At 50.6% G+C, this 14,576-nt stretch carries 15 protein-coding genes; 6 read left to right on the forward strand and 9 right to left on the reverse strand.

The genetic code is table 11. The features are described 5' to 3' along the window. Positions 1-61 precede the first annotated feature (61 nt). Complete coding sequence (locus tag CFF01_RS12250) at positions 62-952, forward strand: LysR family transcriptional regulator (protein ID WP_088904971.1); 891 nt, start codon at positions 62-64, stop codon at positions 950-952. Between the two features lie 29 nt (positions 953-981). Here CFF01_RS12250 and maiA read toward each other — a convergent pair whose 3' ends face one another. The 5 genes from maiA to phhA form a co-directional block, all read right to left on the reverse strand. Then, on the reverse strand, positions 982-1,626 hold the full coding sequence (gene maiA, locus CFF01_RS12255; RefSeq protein WP_033540062.1) for a maleylacetoacetate isomerase: 645 nt from the start codon (positions 1,624-1,626) through the stop codon (positions 982-984). Between the two features lie 94 nt (positions 1,627-1,720). Beyond that, entirely contained in the window at positions 1,721-2,707 is a 987-nt protein-coding gene (locus CFF01_RS12260) for a fumarylacetoacetate hydrolase family protein (RefSeq protein WP_033540063.1), read from the reverse strand. 246 nt (positions 2,708-2,953) lie between these two features. Beyond that, positions 2,954-4,498 carry a transcriptional regulator TyrR gene (tyrR, locus tag CFF01_RS12265; RefSeq protein WP_088904972.1) on the reverse strand — a complete coding sequence of 515 codons (1,545 nt, stop codon included), beginning with the start codon at positions 4,496-4,498 and terminating at the stop codon, positions 2,954-2,956. Between the two features lie 233 nt (positions 4,499-4,731). Next, positions 4,732-5,070, reverse strand: coding sequence for a 4a-hydroxytetrahydrobiopterin dehydratase (locus tag CFF01_RS12270; RefSeq protein WP_088904973.1), 339 nt, complete (start codon positions 5,068-5,070; stop codon positions 4,732-4,734). A gap of 33 nt (positions 5,071-5,103) precedes the next feature. Continuing rightward, on the reverse strand, positions 5,104-5,901 hold the full coding sequence (phhA, locus tag CFF01_RS12275) for a phenylalanine 4-monooxygenase (protein ID WP_198387041.1): 798 nt from the start codon (positions 5,899-5,901) through the stop codon (positions 5,104-5,106). A 421-nt stretch (positions 5,902-6,322) separates the two neighbouring features. On the opposite strand from phhA, the gene galU reads away from it, so the two are divergent. The 4 genes from galU to CFF01_RS12295 all read left to right on the forward strand — a co-directional run bounded on the left by galU (position 6,323) and on the right by CFF01_RS12295 (position 9,334). Beyond that, positions 6,323-7,228 carry a UTP--glucose-1-phosphate uridylyltransferase GalU gene (gene galU, locus CFF01_RS12280; protein ID WP_088904975.1) on the forward strand — a complete coding sequence of 302 codons (906 nt, stop codon included), beginning with the start codon at positions 6,323-6,325 and terminating at the stop codon, positions 7,226-7,228. A gap of 14 nt (positions 7,229-7,242) precedes the next feature. Further along, positions 7,243-8,256, forward strand: coding sequence for a UDP-glucose 4-epimerase GalE (galE, locus tag CFF01_RS12285; RefSeq protein WP_033540067.1), 1,014 nt, complete (start codon positions 7,243-7,245; stop codon positions 8,254-8,256). 47 nt (positions 8,257-8,303) lie between these two features. After that, positions 8,304-8,780 carry a ferredoxin-type protein NapF gene (gene napF / locus CFF01_RS12290; RefSeq protein ID WP_088904976.1) on the forward strand — a complete coding sequence of 159 codons (477 nt, stop codon included), beginning with the start codon at positions 8,304-8,306 and terminating at the stop codon, positions 8,778-8,780. Between the two features lie 110 nt (positions 8,781-8,890). Next, positions 8,891-9,334 carry a bactofilin family protein gene (locus CFF01_RS12295; RefSeq protein ID WP_088904977.1) on the forward strand — a complete coding sequence of 148 codons (444 nt, stop codon included), beginning with the start codon at positions 8,891-8,893 and terminating at the stop codon, positions 9,332-9,334. Positions 9,335-9,384: 50 nt separating this feature from the next. On the opposite strand, the gene CFF01_RS12300 is transcribed toward CFF01_RS12295, so the two are convergent. The 4 genes from CFF01_RS12300 to cysQ form a co-directional block, all read right to left on the reverse strand. Beyond that, complete coding sequence (locus CFF01_RS12300) at positions 9,385-10,053, reverse strand: DUF2982 domain-containing protein (protein WP_088904978.1); 669 nt, start codon at positions 10,051-10,053, stop codon at positions 9,385-9,387. 12 nt (positions 10,054-10,065) lie between these two features. Further along, on the reverse strand, positions 10,066-10,806 hold the full coding sequence (locus CFF01_RS12305) for an ElyC/SanA/YdcF family protein (RefSeq protein WP_088904979.1): 741 nt from the start codon (positions 10,804-10,806) through the stop codon (positions 10,066-10,068). 62 nt (positions 10,807-10,868) lie between these two features. Next, entirely contained in the window at positions 10,869-11,759 is an 891-nt protein-coding gene (mak, locus tag CFF01_RS12310; RefSeq protein WP_033540072.1) for a fructokinase, read from the reverse strand. Positions 11,760-11,787: 28 nt separating this feature from the next. Beyond that, entirely contained in the window at positions 11,788-12,582 is a 795-nt protein-coding gene (cysQ, locus tag CFF01_RS12315; RefSeq protein ID WP_232479434.1) for a 3'(2'),5'-bisphosphate nucleotidase CysQ, read from the reverse strand. 389 nt (positions 12,583-12,971) lie between these two features. Between cysQ and CFF01_RS12320 the strand changes: the two genes are divergently transcribed. Next, positions 12,972-14,438: a capsule assembly Wzi family protein gene (locus tag CFF01_RS12320; protein WP_088904980.1), complete on the forward strand. Its 1,467-nt coding sequence runs from the start codon at positions 12,972-12,974 to the stop codon at positions 14,436-14,438. The last annotated feature ends 138 nt before the right edge of the window (positions 14,439-14,576 follow it).

Raw genomic sequence — 14,576 nt, forward strand, 5'->3', positions numbered from 1 at the left:
TGAAGATCAGCCCATTAAAACGAGCCTTTAAACAACAAGGCATTAGCTCTGGTGATTCAAGATGGATATCAAACAGCTTAGGCAGTTCGAGGCGCTCACCACCAAAGGCAGCTTTACCCTGGCGGCTAAGCAACTCAACATTGCCCAACCAGCCCTGAGCCAGGGAATAAAGCGCCTTGAGCAGACGCTTGGGGTCACGCTGATCAATCGCAACAAACACTATCGTGGTCAAGATGGCAGTCGTCTCACCCTTACCGCCGAAGGCGAGGCCCTGGTACAACACGCCAGGCTGATCCTCAAGCAGGTCAAACAGGCTGAGGCCCATATTAAATCCATGGCCAACCTGACCAAAGGCGAAGTGCGTATCGCAGTACCAGGCATGCTGGGCTCCTACTATCTGCCGTCGCGCCTGATGGCCTTTCGCCACAGATATCCGGATCTCAAGCTATCACTGTTTGAAGGCGGTACCCGCGACAGCTTGCGGATGTTGCAAAACGAAGAGGTCGATATCGCCATCATCACAGGGCAAGACCTACAGCCTAATTTCGACAGCCATCTGCTGCTCAGAGAGCAGATGGTGGTAGCCGTGGGTGAAGAGCATCCGCTGGCCGAGCATGCAGCCATCACGCTAGAGCAGTTTTTTGAGCAGGAACTGGTGATGTTTAAGCCGGGCTATTTTCACCGTGAGTGGATGCTGTCACAAGCCAAAGCCTTGGGTCTTGAAGCCGATATCGCGTTTGAAACTAACCTGATCAATCTCATCAAACAGGTCGTCGCTCAGGGCTTTGCCATCACCAGTGTGCTGGAGATGGTGATCGAGGCAAGAGATCCTATCCGCGCCATCCCCTTCTCTCCGGCCGTACACCTTGATCTGCACATCGCCTGGAATAGAGAACGCCCCATAGGTCTGGCCGACAGGGCGTTCGTCGAGTTCTTAATGAATAACCCCTAGCGAGCCGCTAACGGCTTCATTAGGCTAATCTAACTGGCATCGGCCTGACGCTCGGGCGCCGCCAATTGAAAGGCTTCAAGCTGATGACAATTATCCCAAATACGGCGAATATTCGGATATGGCGTCAAATCGACCTTGAAGCGATTGGCGTTATAGACCTGAGGGATCAGGCAAAGATCCGCCAGCGTGACCTCATCGCCATAGCAATAGCTACCGGCGTGTTTTTCCAGCTGCTTTTCAAACGCGCTAAAGCCCTGATGGATCCAGTGGTGGTACCAGGCGTTTTTAGCCTCTTCATCGAGACCTAGGGTATTCGTCAGATACTGCAACACCTTGAGGTTATTCAGCGGATGTACCTCACAGGCGATTGAGAGCGCCATGGCTCGCACCTCGGCTCTTGCCTTGGGCTCCTTTGGCAACATCAAGGTTCCACCATACTGCTCGTCGAGATATTCGATGATCGCCAGAGACTGAGACAGAACAAATTCGTTGTCACCTTCGATAAATGTTGGCACCAACTCCTGGGGATTAAGCGCTGCATACTTAGGCAAGTGCTGCTCGCCACCCTCTTTAACCAGATGCACTGATTCGAGCGTGGCATCCAGCCCTTTTAAATTGAATGCGATGCGAACCCGGTATGCGGCGCTTGAGCGCCAATAACCCAATAATTTCATCACATGGCTCCTTTTCTCTTTCCGCCCATTGCCCGGCGGCAGTTACAAAAACGGGGCAACCTTAGCCGCCCCGAAGTCTCAATAAATCTGAGAATTAACCTTTGTACTCAACCACCTGCTGGTCGATAGCACCAAAGATTGATTGCTCGTTTTCATCCAGCATCTCGATACGCACGCGATCGCCAAAACGCATAAATGAAGTCGATGGCTTACCGTCGCTGATGGTCTCTAGCATACGAGTCTCCGCCAGACAGCTAGAGCCAGCGCTGCGATCATAGTTAGAGATAGTACCTGAACCTATGATTGCGCCAGCGCCCAATGGACGAGTCTTAGTGAAATGGGCAATCAACTGGCTAAAGTTAAAGGTCATATCGATGCCACAGTTTGGCTTACCGAACAGCTCGTTGTTCAGATGAGTGATCAATGGCAGATGCACCTTAGACTCACGCCACTTATCACCCAGCTCATCCGGGGTGACAGCGACAGGTGAGAAGCTGCTTGAAGGCTTAGACTGGAAGAAACCGAACCCCTTGGCCAATTCAGCAGGGATCAGGTTACGCAGCGACACATCATTCACCAGCATTAACAGCTTGATATGCTTCTCAGCTGAATCAGCGTCTATGCCCATAGGCACGTCATCGGTGATCACAGCAACTTCAGATTCGAAATCTATGCCCCACTCTTCGCTGGCCAGCTCGATATCCGCCTTAGGAGCGATAAAACAGTCCGAACCACCTTGATAAACCAAAGGATCTGTCCAGAAAGTTTCAGGCATCTCGGCGCCACGTGCCTTACGTACCAATTCAACATGGTTTACATAGGCACTGCCGTCGGCCCACTGATAGGCACGCGGCAAAGGTGACAAGCACTTGTTCTCGTCAAAATCGACGGTGTTCTCAAGCACACCTTGGTTAAGCGCCTCATAAAGCTCTTGCAGTTGCGGCTGAAGCAGATCCCAGGCATCCAGCAGTTGCTGCATGGTGTGCGCGATAGCCGGAACCGCAACGGCCTTGGTTAAATCCTTACTCACAAGCATCAGCTGACCGTCACGACGGCCGTTGTTATAACTTGCTAACTTCATACCCACTCCTATCGAAATCTTATTCTGCCAGACCAGACAAACACACAGGTCAATGGTCTGGTGCAATCAATTTGGCATAGAAATACCCTATGCGCGCCGAGATAGGAATAGCGTGACACAAATCACATTAAGCCTATCACTTACTCAATATGTAAACATTTAATTACAGCCAGTAAAAACCCCAACACTATGGGGTTTTCACTTTAGCTCTGCCGGAAAAAGCAGCAACTCACTGGCAATAAGGTTTTACATCCCTTTTTGCTTGTTGATCTTATACTCTCTCAGTTTGTTGGCGATGGCAGTATGTGACACCCCAAGCTTTTTGGCCAACTGACGTGTACTCGGATACGCAGGATAGAGGCGTCTAAGCAGGCTTGCCTCAAACTGTTTCATCGCCTGATCTAGGCTGCCCTCAAACTGATGATCGAAGTAGCCAAAGCCCTCGGCATAAGAAGGGAGTTTAAGTTGATCCACTGTCAATTCCGCCGAGCCATCCCACATAGATACCGCGCGGAAGATGGCATTTTTCAGCTGACGCACGTTACCCGGCCAGGCATAACCCAAGAGATGTTCACGGCACGGAGCCGAGATACGACGGATAGGTATGGAAAGCTGCTGACTGTAGTGCTCGAGGAACATCTCGGTCAGAGGGATGATATCCACCTTGCGCTCTCTGAGTGACGGCATATGGAAACTCAGCACATGGATGCGATAGTAAAGATCTTCACGGAATTCACCGCTTTGACACAGCTCCGCCAGGTTCTTCTGGGTCGAGCAGATGATGCGCACATCCGAGCGCACCTCCACATCACCGCCCACACGGCGGAAGGTGCCATCCTGTAGAAGGCGCAGCAGTTTAACCTGCGCCGCCTTAGACATCTCGGCTATCTCATCTAAAAAGACAGTACCGCCCTTGGCCTCTTCGAAGAAACCACGTTTCACCACTTCGCCACCACTGACGTAACCAAAGAGTTCCTCTTCGGCGGCGCTATCTGGCATGGCGGCGCAGTTAATCGCTATAAAGGGATGCTCGCGGCGCATGCTGGCATCGTGGCAGGCTCGGGCCATCAACTCCTTGCCTGTGCCGGTTTCGCCCGTAATCAGCAAAGGTGCGTCGAGCTGGGCCATACGTCTGGCCTGAACCAACACCTCTTTCATCTTATCGCTGACCGCCAACACATTTTCAAAACCAGTAGTCTGATTCTGTAGGGCATTAAATTGCTTACCGACTCTTGCCGGTGACTTGAGCGACACCACGGCGCCGGCCAAAATGCTCTTATCATTCTCATCGGGTAGATAGATAGGCAGCATTTCAGCCAGGTACTCGCTCTGACCAATATTGACTCGAGTTGCCTGAGCCAGCACCAAAGGTTCACTGAGCCAACGATTGAAATTAAACCCTTGCACCCAGTGGTTAAGCGGTTCATCGAGGACTTCATGTTCGCCCATATTAACCGTCATCAGCGCCGACTCGTTAATGATACGAATGCGTCCCTTGACGTCGATGGAAAACACAGAATCTGGCAGGGTTTTTAGCAGCGTCTTAAGCGCATAATGCTCCTGCTCCGATGGCATGAAAGAGACGGTGCGCACATCATGCACCCCCTCCACCTTTCTGATCAAAGGTAACAACTCGCTGAGCACATCAAAGTTAACTTCAGCAAACTGCAGATAGAGAAATCCCTGGTTACTGGCATCGATAGCTATCAGGTTAATACCATAGCCTTCGAGGATCTCCAGAATATCTTTTGCTAGACCCACGCGGTCGATGCAACTTACTTCTAAGCGCATACCCTTTCGTCCCTTTTTATATTTATTACTTCACGGTTTTTGGGATTATCGCGAGCATGGTTGCGCATCATGTCAAAACAGGTGTGACACACGACGCAGAAATGCCGATAAAACGCCTATACGTTAGAGTGTAATGAGATTTGTGGCAAGAGTTGTTTACAGTAGATTATAGGTGCTGCCAAAAAAACAGCGCCATAGCTAGGCTATGACGCTGATTTTATATTAGTTTTTACTTAGCCTAATAACTGGTCTGTCTTGGCAGCCATGATGAAATCATTACGGTGCAGCCCTTTAATCGAGTGAGACCACCAGGTCACTGTCACCTTGCCCCATTCGGTTAAGATCCCCGGATGATGAAACTCCTCTTCCGCTAAGTCTGCCAATTTATTGGTAAACTCCATTGCCAGCTTAAAGTTTTTAAACTTATAGACACGCTCAAGCTGCATGATACCGTCACGCACTTCTACGCCCCAATCTGGGATCATGCGGATCAGCTCGGCCAACTCGGCATCGGTCACCTTAGGCGCATCGGCTTGGCAGGCTTCACACTTCATTTGGGCTAATTCAGTCATACTTCTTCCTTCTCGTTTTCTTAACTGGCTTGCTTAACTGGCTTTAGATTTTGGCTCAAACAGCGGGGCATGTAGCCCAAGCTGACGCGCCTTAGTCACGGCGCCCATGATATCCATTTTGACGATTTCATCTAAATAATCGATTGATTCAATGGTGTAATAAATCGGCTGCATGATGTCGATACGATACGGCGTGCGCAAGATATCGATCAAATCGAAAGGCTTAACCACAGGGGTATCGCTCATGGCATACAGTGTCTCACCCGGCGAGCTCAAAATGCCACCACCATAAATCTTTAACTCATCGTTAGCCTGACGGATCAAGCCAAATTCTACGGTAAACCAATACAGACGCGCTAGAAACACGCGTTCCTCTTTCGACGCGGCCAGACCCAACTTACCGTATTCGTGAGAGAAACGGGCAAAAGAGGGGTTGGTCAACAATGGGCAATGACCAAATATCTCATGAAAGATATCCGGCTCCTGCAGATAGTCGAACTCCTCTTTGCTGCGAATAAAGGTCGCGACCGGAAACTCCTGGTTCGCCAACAACTGGAAAAACTTCTCGAACGAGATCAAGGCCGGCACGGCAGCGGTCTTCCAACCGGTAGCCTGTTGTAGCACAGCATCGATCTCGCCTAGCTGCGGGATCCTGTCTGAAGCCAAGGCAAGATCCTCGAGCCCTTTCAGGTAAGCATCACACGCATAGCGGGGCAAATTGCCCTTCTGTCTGTCATACAGTGCTTGCCAGATCTCATGTTCGTTGTCAGGGTATTTGATGAACCCATGACTATCAGGCAATCTCGCCTGATAAGTGGTTTGTTTACTCATGATAAATACTACACAATTGACTGCTCCTGCCTCCATATTTGACTAAACGCCATGTTTTGTTAACAGGATCACACTTTATAGTTTTGACCACACTGGGCTAATTGTGTAATCCAAAATTTACACTTATGGATAACTAACCTACAGAAACAAATAAAATCAACAAGATAAAAAACAAACAAATGTAACAACCGTGAAACAAATGCTGAGTTTTAGACCATTCTCATTGGCTTAGCGAACCCTGACGAGATTTATGTAAGGGTATTTTTCACTTATGGTGGCTCGCCACACAGTCAAGGACCTCAGATCACCAGACAAACAGAGGTTAATAAAGCTTCACACTTTACATAGGCCTAAATCCCCTGACTTTTCAGAGCGCTTTTATTAGAATAGAAAGGCATTTGCGCAGCCAACTAGGATTAGGATGAAACAGCAAAAAGTTAGTAAGGCGATCATTCCCGTCGCGGGTCTTGGCACACGCATGCTTCCGGCAACTAAGGCTATCCCCAAGGAGATGTTGCCCATAGTGGATAGACCCTTAATCCAATACGTAGTCAACGAGGCTATCGCCGCCGGGATCAACGAAATCGTCTTAGTCACCCATGCCAGTAAAAATTCCATCGAAAACCATTTCGACTCGAGTTTTGAGCTCGAGGCGCAGCTTGAGCGCAGGGTAAAGCGCCAATTGCTGGCCGAGGTACAGGCCATCTGTCCCAATGACGTAACCGTTATCAGCGTACGCCAGTCCCAAGCCAAGGGATTGGGGCACGCCATCCTATGTGCCCAGAAAGTCGTCGGCGATGAGCCCTTTGCCGTATTGCTGCCCGATGTCATCATTGACGACGCCTGCTGCGATCTGACTCAAGACAACCTCGCCGAAATGGTCAAACTGTTTGATGAAACCCAGGAGGGTCAGATCATGGTCGAAGGGGTACCCGAAAACTGTGTCGATCAGTATGGTATCGCCGATGTGAATGGTCATCAGCTCGAAGTGGGTCAATCTAAACCAATCAATGAATTAGTGGAAAAACCTAAGGTCGGCCAGGCACCATCCAATCTGGCAGTAGTAGGCCGCTATGTGTTGCCCAAACAGATCTGGCCCCTGCTGAGTAAGACGCCAGCCGGCGCCGGGGATGAGATCCAACTGACCGATGCCATCGCCATGCTGATGGAGAAACAAACAGTCAACGCTTACTATATGCACGGCAAGAGCCATGACTGTGGTAACAAACTCGGCTATATGCGCGCCAACGTAGAGTACGCGCTGCGCCATCACGAAGTGGGCAGGGATTTTGTCGACTACCTCAAAACATTAGTATCAGATTTATAACAGGATAAAGATTAATGACGATTTTAGTCACAGGTGGAGCCGGCTACATAGGTAGCCACACTGTCGTTGAGCTACTCAATGATGATCAACAGGTGGTCATCATAGACAACCTGAGCAACTCCAGCGTCGAAGCGCTAAAACGGGTCGAGCAGATCACTGGTAAAGGGTTCACCTTCTATCAGGGAGATGTACTCAACAAGGCCTTCCTGCAGAAGGTCTTTACCGACCATAATATCGATTCTGTGATCCATTTTGCCGGGCTTAAAGCGGTCGGTGAGTCAGTTGCTCAGCCACTGAGATACTATGAAAACAATGTCACCGGCACCCTAGTGCTGTGCGAGGTGATGGCCGAGTTTAACGTGAAAAACCTGGTCTTTAGCTCTTCGGCCACCGTCTATGGCGATCCGGCCTCACTGCCCATCACTGAAGACTTCCCTACAGGAGCGACCAATCCTTACGGCCAGTCAAAACTCATGGTCGAGCATATCCTTAAGGATCTACACCATTCAGATCCTAGCTGGAACATCGCCAGATTGCGCTACTTCAACCCTGTGGGCGCCCACGAGAGTGGCCTTATCGGCGAAGATCCCAACGATATTCCCAACAACCTGATGCCCTTTATCGCCCAGGTTGCTGTTGGACAACGTGAGAAGCTCAGCGTGTTTGGCGATGACTATGACACCCACGATGGCACTGGTGTGCGCGACTATATTCATGTGGTGGATCTCGCCAAGGGTCACCTCAAAGCGCTCGAAAAGCTTAATACTCAACCAGGGCTAGTCACCTATAACCTGGGCACAGGTCAAGGCTATAGCGTACTGGACATGGTTAAGGCGTTTGAGAAAGCTTGCGGCCACACCATCGCCTATCAGATCGCGCCCCGTCGCCCTGGCGATATCGCCGCTTGTTACGCCGATCCACACAAAGCGCAGAGTGAACTCAACTGGCAGGCGACGCACAGCATCGAAGATATGGCTAACAGTAGCTGGCATTGGCAGTCGTCCAATCCCAACGGCTACAAGGCCTAAATCAGACTTAGGGAGCCTTGGCTCCCTTAAAACCTCAGAGTAAAACTATGAGCAATCGCATCAACCAAAGCCGCCGTAACCTCTTTAGTCGCCGCAAGAACCAGGTGATCCGTCCGCCTTGGAGCCGCACCGATGTAGAGTTTACCGACATCTGCACTCGCTGCGACAAATGTATCGAGGCGTGCGAGACCCAGATCCTCTTTCGCGGTGATGGTGGTTTTCCTGAAGTGAATTTCAGTCGAGACGAATGCACCTTCTGCGGCGAGTGCGCCAAGATCTGTCCCGAGCCGCTGTTCACCGATCTTGAGCGAAGCCCATGGCAGATAAAGGCATCGGTCAACGACACCTGTCTGGCCAATAGCGGCATCTATTGTCAGACCTGTAAAGATGCCTGCGATCCCAGAGCGATCACCTTTACCCCAGGCATAGGTCGAGCCCCCAAGCCTGAGATAGACACTGAGCTGTGTACCGGCTGCGGCGCCTGTGTTGCCCCCTGCCCTAACCAGTCAATCAAGCTGGCTTGAGCCTAGCGCAAGGTTGCCAAAAATCTGACAGCGAGCGCCAAATATTAGTGGTTTTGCTGCACAAAATTTAAGGGTACTATTGGTCCAAACGGGCCAAAAAGTTAATCATTATGTTTGGAAAGAAAAATAACAACGCAGGTCTCACTTTTATAGCACAAGGGACTAAATTATCCGGGGAAACGCATTTTGCGGGCGAAGCCCTTATTGGCGGCGAAGTGCACGGTAAGATCAGTGCGACCGGTAAATTGACCATTGAAGCCGATGGTTATATCGAAGGCGAGCTGCAGTGCAAAGAGCTTAAAGTCTCTGGCGTGTTTAAGGGTAAGATGAAGTGTGAAAAGCTTAACATTACCAGCACGGGCAGTGTCGAAGGCGAGATTGCCTGTAACTCGATGGAGATCTTCGAAGGCGGCCAGTTTATTGGTATGCGAGTGCGAGAAGAAGTCGCCCTGCTCTCCAGTGAGCCTGACAACACAGACTTTCAGAGCAAAACAGAACATCAAGGCGAGTCTCAGCTAGATAATTATATTAAAGAACTGACAACCTCTTCATAGACTCCCAGCTTTCTATAAAAGCCCAGCATGGCTTGAGTAACAAGGCCACACTATTGTGTGGCCTTGTTTTTATATTCCCGAACCAGGGCGATAAACTCCCTCGGCTCCCGGTCTAAACAATCCACCGGCAGATAGACATGGTAACCCAGTTGCGTGTTGAGCTGCTCGCAGCGCCGGGCAAACATTGCCTGTACCCCCTTAAGCTGCTCTCCTTCCAGGGTAAATGGGGTGAACTCAGAGTTAAGATAACGCTCCAGATCCGCCAGCTCACCATCTAAGGTCAGCGAAGACATTAACAGCGGGCGCTGCTCACTCAATAGCCCGGTAGCCAGTCTTGGCGGAATATCATCGATCAACGGCCACAAAGACTTTAACCTTACCCCTATGTAGGGAAGATCATGGCTATCAAAAGACTGAATACTTCGCGGAATATCGACTCGCTGTATGTTCTGCCACTCCATATAGATGGTGCCCCTGTGATGGTGATACACCAAGCCTCTAGGGCGCAGCTCTATACTCACGTCTGGTTGCAACCACTTAGCCGCTCCCAGCACAGTAAAGATCATACCGAAAATAAAAAACACCATCCCCGGCCCCATAAGCGCCTTGGAGACGATAAACATCACCAAAGCACAGGCCAAGGCGATGATGCCAACTAAGGTGAATGTGCGCGCATTGCGCTTGGTCATTGCGCGAATGACAACAGCTTCTTGTTCCATAATCTCCAAACGTTAATCTGCTAGGGCAAATTTAATCTTCAGCCAAACCTGTCCCACATACTCATGAATGGCCCGCTGAGAAGCCAACAGATTACGGGCATCTAACTGCCACCAGTAGCCGCCACGGGCAATAAAATCGGCAGGTGCCGCTTGAGGATGCATGCCTGCCTGGTGAAATATCATCATAGCTCTGGGCAGATGAGTCGCCGAGGTCACCAGCCTAAAGGGCCTATCACCAATTTCCCACTCGAGAAATTGTGCCTCTTCCAGGGTATCCTTTGCCAGCGGAAACTGAATGATCTGCTCAGGTTTTACCCCAAGCTCCATGGCAGCATTGGCCATTACCTGAGCCTGAGGAATGGCGTCGCTGCCTCCCCAACCGCTAACCACCAGCTGACATTGCTGACCAAGCCCGAGTTGCCTCACGCCTTCTGTTAGGCGAGCCAGCGCCGTGGCCGACAGCTGCAGCGTTGCCCGCTCAGAGATGCTTGAGTCATGGCCAGAACCGAGCACCATCACCACGCAGCCCTGCGCCATGGGCGTATTATTCACCGGATATTGTTGCTCAAGGGTATTGGCCAACTGATAACTGCCCCACTGACTGCTGAGCAGCAAGAGGATAGTAAAGGATGAAGCAATCAGCGTCTTGACCAGTTTACGTCGCCTGAGGATTACGATGGCGATAAGCAGAAGAAATACCGATAACGGGATCGGCATTAACAGTTGTGAAATTAGTTTTTTTACCCAGAACATGGCTATCCTTTGCCCCCAATGAAAAGTGGGGGCAAGTGTAACCTAGCGCCGGACGTAAGTCATTACCACAGCCAAGCGGCGCCGCGCACGCCAGATGAGCCGCCATACATATTTTGCACCACTGGGGTACGACATTCGCCGCCAAGCACATACTTAGACAGCACGGCAGGTAGTCTTGGGTAGATGGCTTCGATGTGAGACACACCGCCACCGAGCACGATAATGTCTGGGTCGAGCATATTGATCATATGCGCCAGTGAACGCGCCAGACGATCGATAAAGCGCTCAAATGCCGCAGTTGCCAGCTCCTCACCCTGCTCCATTCTGCGGGCAATCTCGATACCGCTTGGGGCATCGCCGCCAGCCGCCTTATAGTCGCGCACAAAGCCGGTACCAGAGATAAAGGTTTCAATACAATCTTTGTTACCGCAGAAACATTCGGTCGAATTAAATTCATCAGGGGTCATCCAAGGCAGTGGATTGTGTCCCCACTCGCCGCCGATGCCGTTACCGCCACCATGCACCTTGCCGTTGATGGCAATACCACCACCACAGCCTGTGCCTATGATCACCCCAAACACCAATCCCTTACCTGCCGCAGCACCGTCCACAGCCTCGGAAACCGCGAAACAGTTGGCGTCATTGGCCACGCGAACCTCCCGCTCTAAACGTGCACCTAAGTCTAAATCGAGGGGATGGCCGTTGATCCAGGTAGAGTTAGCATTCTTTACCAGACCAGAGAAAGGCGAGATCACCCCGGGGATACCGACGCCCACAGTGCCCTTTTGGCCCAATGTGGATTCGGCTTCGTTGACGAGTGCCTCGATAGCATCCAAGGTGGCATTGTATTCTCGTGGTGTGGGGACCCGCTTTCTGAACAGCTCCTTGCCCGCTTCGCTCAGGGCCACCAGCTCTATCTTGGTTCCGCCCAAATCAACACCCATTCTCATCATTCTCTGCTCCAATCTTATTCTCTTTATCTTACTTTTCGAGCCAATGCTTCGCCGTGGCAATAAAGTAGGGATTTAAAATGTCTTCTTTCTGGTTGTAATCCAGTGGTAGCCCCGTGTCGGCATTGATCACACTACCGCCAACACTCTCTAATACAGCCTGGGCCGCCGCAGTATCCCACTCGCTGGTGAGGCCCAGTCTGGGATAGATATCAGCCTTACCTTCCGCCAGCAGACAGAACTTAAGCGAGCTGCCGATACTGGTCATAGTGTGCTCGCCCAGCTCATCGAGATAGGCGGCTAAGCCAGGACTCACATGGGAGCGGCTTCCTACGACTCTTGGCACACTCGGCGCCTTGATTTGCTCTTGTGTCAACTCAACCAGCTGATCGCCGTGGGCTAACCAGGCTCCCAGATGCAGGGCGCCGTAATAGCACTTATCTAATACAGGTGCGTAAACCACACCTGCCACGGCGCGACCATTTTCGATATAGGCGATATTGACGGTAAACTCGCCATTACGCTTAATAAACTCTTTGGTGCCATCAAGCGGGTCTATTAGCCAATATTGCTGCCATTGACGACGGGTCTCCCAAGGGATATCGGCCGCCTCCTCTGACATCACGGGGATCTCAGGGGTTAAACGCGCCAACGCATCAACAATCACCTTGTGACTGGCCAGGTCGGCGGCCGTCACAGGACTATCATCAGCCTTGGCCGTGACTTCAACCTCATCGGTGCCGTAAACGGCCATAATTGCCTCGCCCGCTTGTTTGGCTATCTCGACCAACTCGGCTAACCATTCTTGCTTAAATGTATGACTCACAATATGAATTCTCTTCTTTGCTCGATGCCTTTTAGTATGCCATCTATGATCCCAAGAATTTAATAACAATTTGATCATACTTTGTTTAAAAGATACTAAGCTAGCCACTACCCCAAGAAAAGCCTTTAACACGACTTGCATTCGTATTCAGGCATGTGTCACTTTGGGCTAAAGCAGGCTTATACACGGCTTCATTTCTACTCTGCTACGTAATACTGACAACGACTCACCAACTCAAGTCTCACAAATACAATACCGATAAGCCACTGCTTTGAAACAGCTAAATGACAAATACGCTCTCATCGCACAAAAATGTACAATTACCTTGTATATTAATTAATTACTTATAAAATCTGCCCATGATTAAATGACAGAAATTTCGCCTTCATATGAACAAATATCTCCCGGCAGGCCTACTGCTTATGTGCAGTTTCTCCAGCCAAGCGGCTTGGTGGATTGAGCCGACAGATCTACCGCTACGCGCTGACATTCAATTGCTTGCCGATACCGGGATCATCAAGCAACCTGTGACGACCTATCCCTTGATGTGGGCAGGTATCAAACAAGATCTCGATAGCGCAGAACTCCCTCAGCTCACATCCGCCCAGGCTGCTGCCTACGACAGGGTGATAAACGCTTATGCCAAAGATCATCAAGGCTTAGACACCAGCTTTACCCTGAGCGCAGCAACCGATACCGCGCGCTTTTTGGGGTTTGGCCATGACTACCGAGATAAGGCGCAAGCCACGGTAGATGTCGAGGTCACTAAAGAATGGTTTAGCGGACGACTCTCTGCCAGCTACCATGACGATCCAATAGATGGTAAAAGCGCTCGACTGGACAACAGCTTTGCTGCGGTAATGCTAGGTAACTGGATTATCAGCGCCGGCGCGCAGCATAAATACTGGGGACCGGGCTGGGATTCAGGTCTAATCCAAACGACCAACGCTCGCCCTATGCCGGGCATTACTTTTAGTCGCCATAACAGCGCTGCCTTCGAGACGCCTTGGCTTAACTGGATAGGCCCTTGGACCTTTACCACCAGTTTCAGTGAGATGGAGAGTGACCGCTATGTGCCTGAAACCAAACATTGGGGCGCTCGAGGCACACTCAGACCTATCTCTCAACTCGAGGTAGGCTTCTCCTGGACCATGCAGTGGGGCGGCGAAGGATATGGCAATAGTCTGGGTGACTGGTGGGACGGTTTGTTTAATGGCGGACAATCAGAAGGCGAAATTGAAAATGGCCAAGAGAACATGCTCGCTGGCTATGATTTTCGCTGGTCAGACACCGCCTTTGGCATCCCCTATGGTATCTACTATGAGCGTATTCATGAAGACTATCACCACGGCAAAAACAAGTTGATCAACGCCGCCAACATGGGTGGGGTCGATTTTATGATTAGCGAAATTAACACTCGCTTCTTTGTTGAATATTCCGATACCAAGGTTGCCTGCGGCATTGACCCCAATGCGTACAACTGTCTGTATGAACATGGTTTTTATAAAAGCGGCTACCGCTATTATGGCAAAAGCCTCGGCAGTACCTATGACAATGATTCTGAAACCTTAGTCATTGGTGGGATCACTCAGTTAGGGCGCGGCCACAGTATCACCAATAAATTCCGCTGGCTGAGACTCAACACCGATGGTATCGATACCGGCAATGAAGATGGCGGCAACCCCGTATCCCCTGGTGAATATGAGCGGGTATACCAACTTGATACCAGCTACCATAGGCCTTGGCTAAAGGGCACGCTAAAACTTGGCGGCACAGTGAGTTATCGTGAGTTTGTACGGGCAGGCGATGACGATTGGGACGCGACCCTCTATGCCCTGTGGGAGAGAAGTTTTTAAGCCTTAGCATCAACAGGCATTGAAGTTTTCCCCGTGAGCCACCTCCTCCATACACTGGCGCCAACCTATTGATTAGGAGACGCGCCAGCTTGCTTGGGTTTACTCGATTTGAATTGCCCAAATTCACTATCCTGCTGC

Origin of the sequence: Shewanella marisflavi, assembly GCF_002215585.1 — a bacterium.
GTDB classification, from domain to species: domain Bacteria; phylum Pseudomonadota; class Gammaproteobacteria; order Enterobacterales; family Shewanellaceae; genus Shewanella; species Shewanella marisflavi.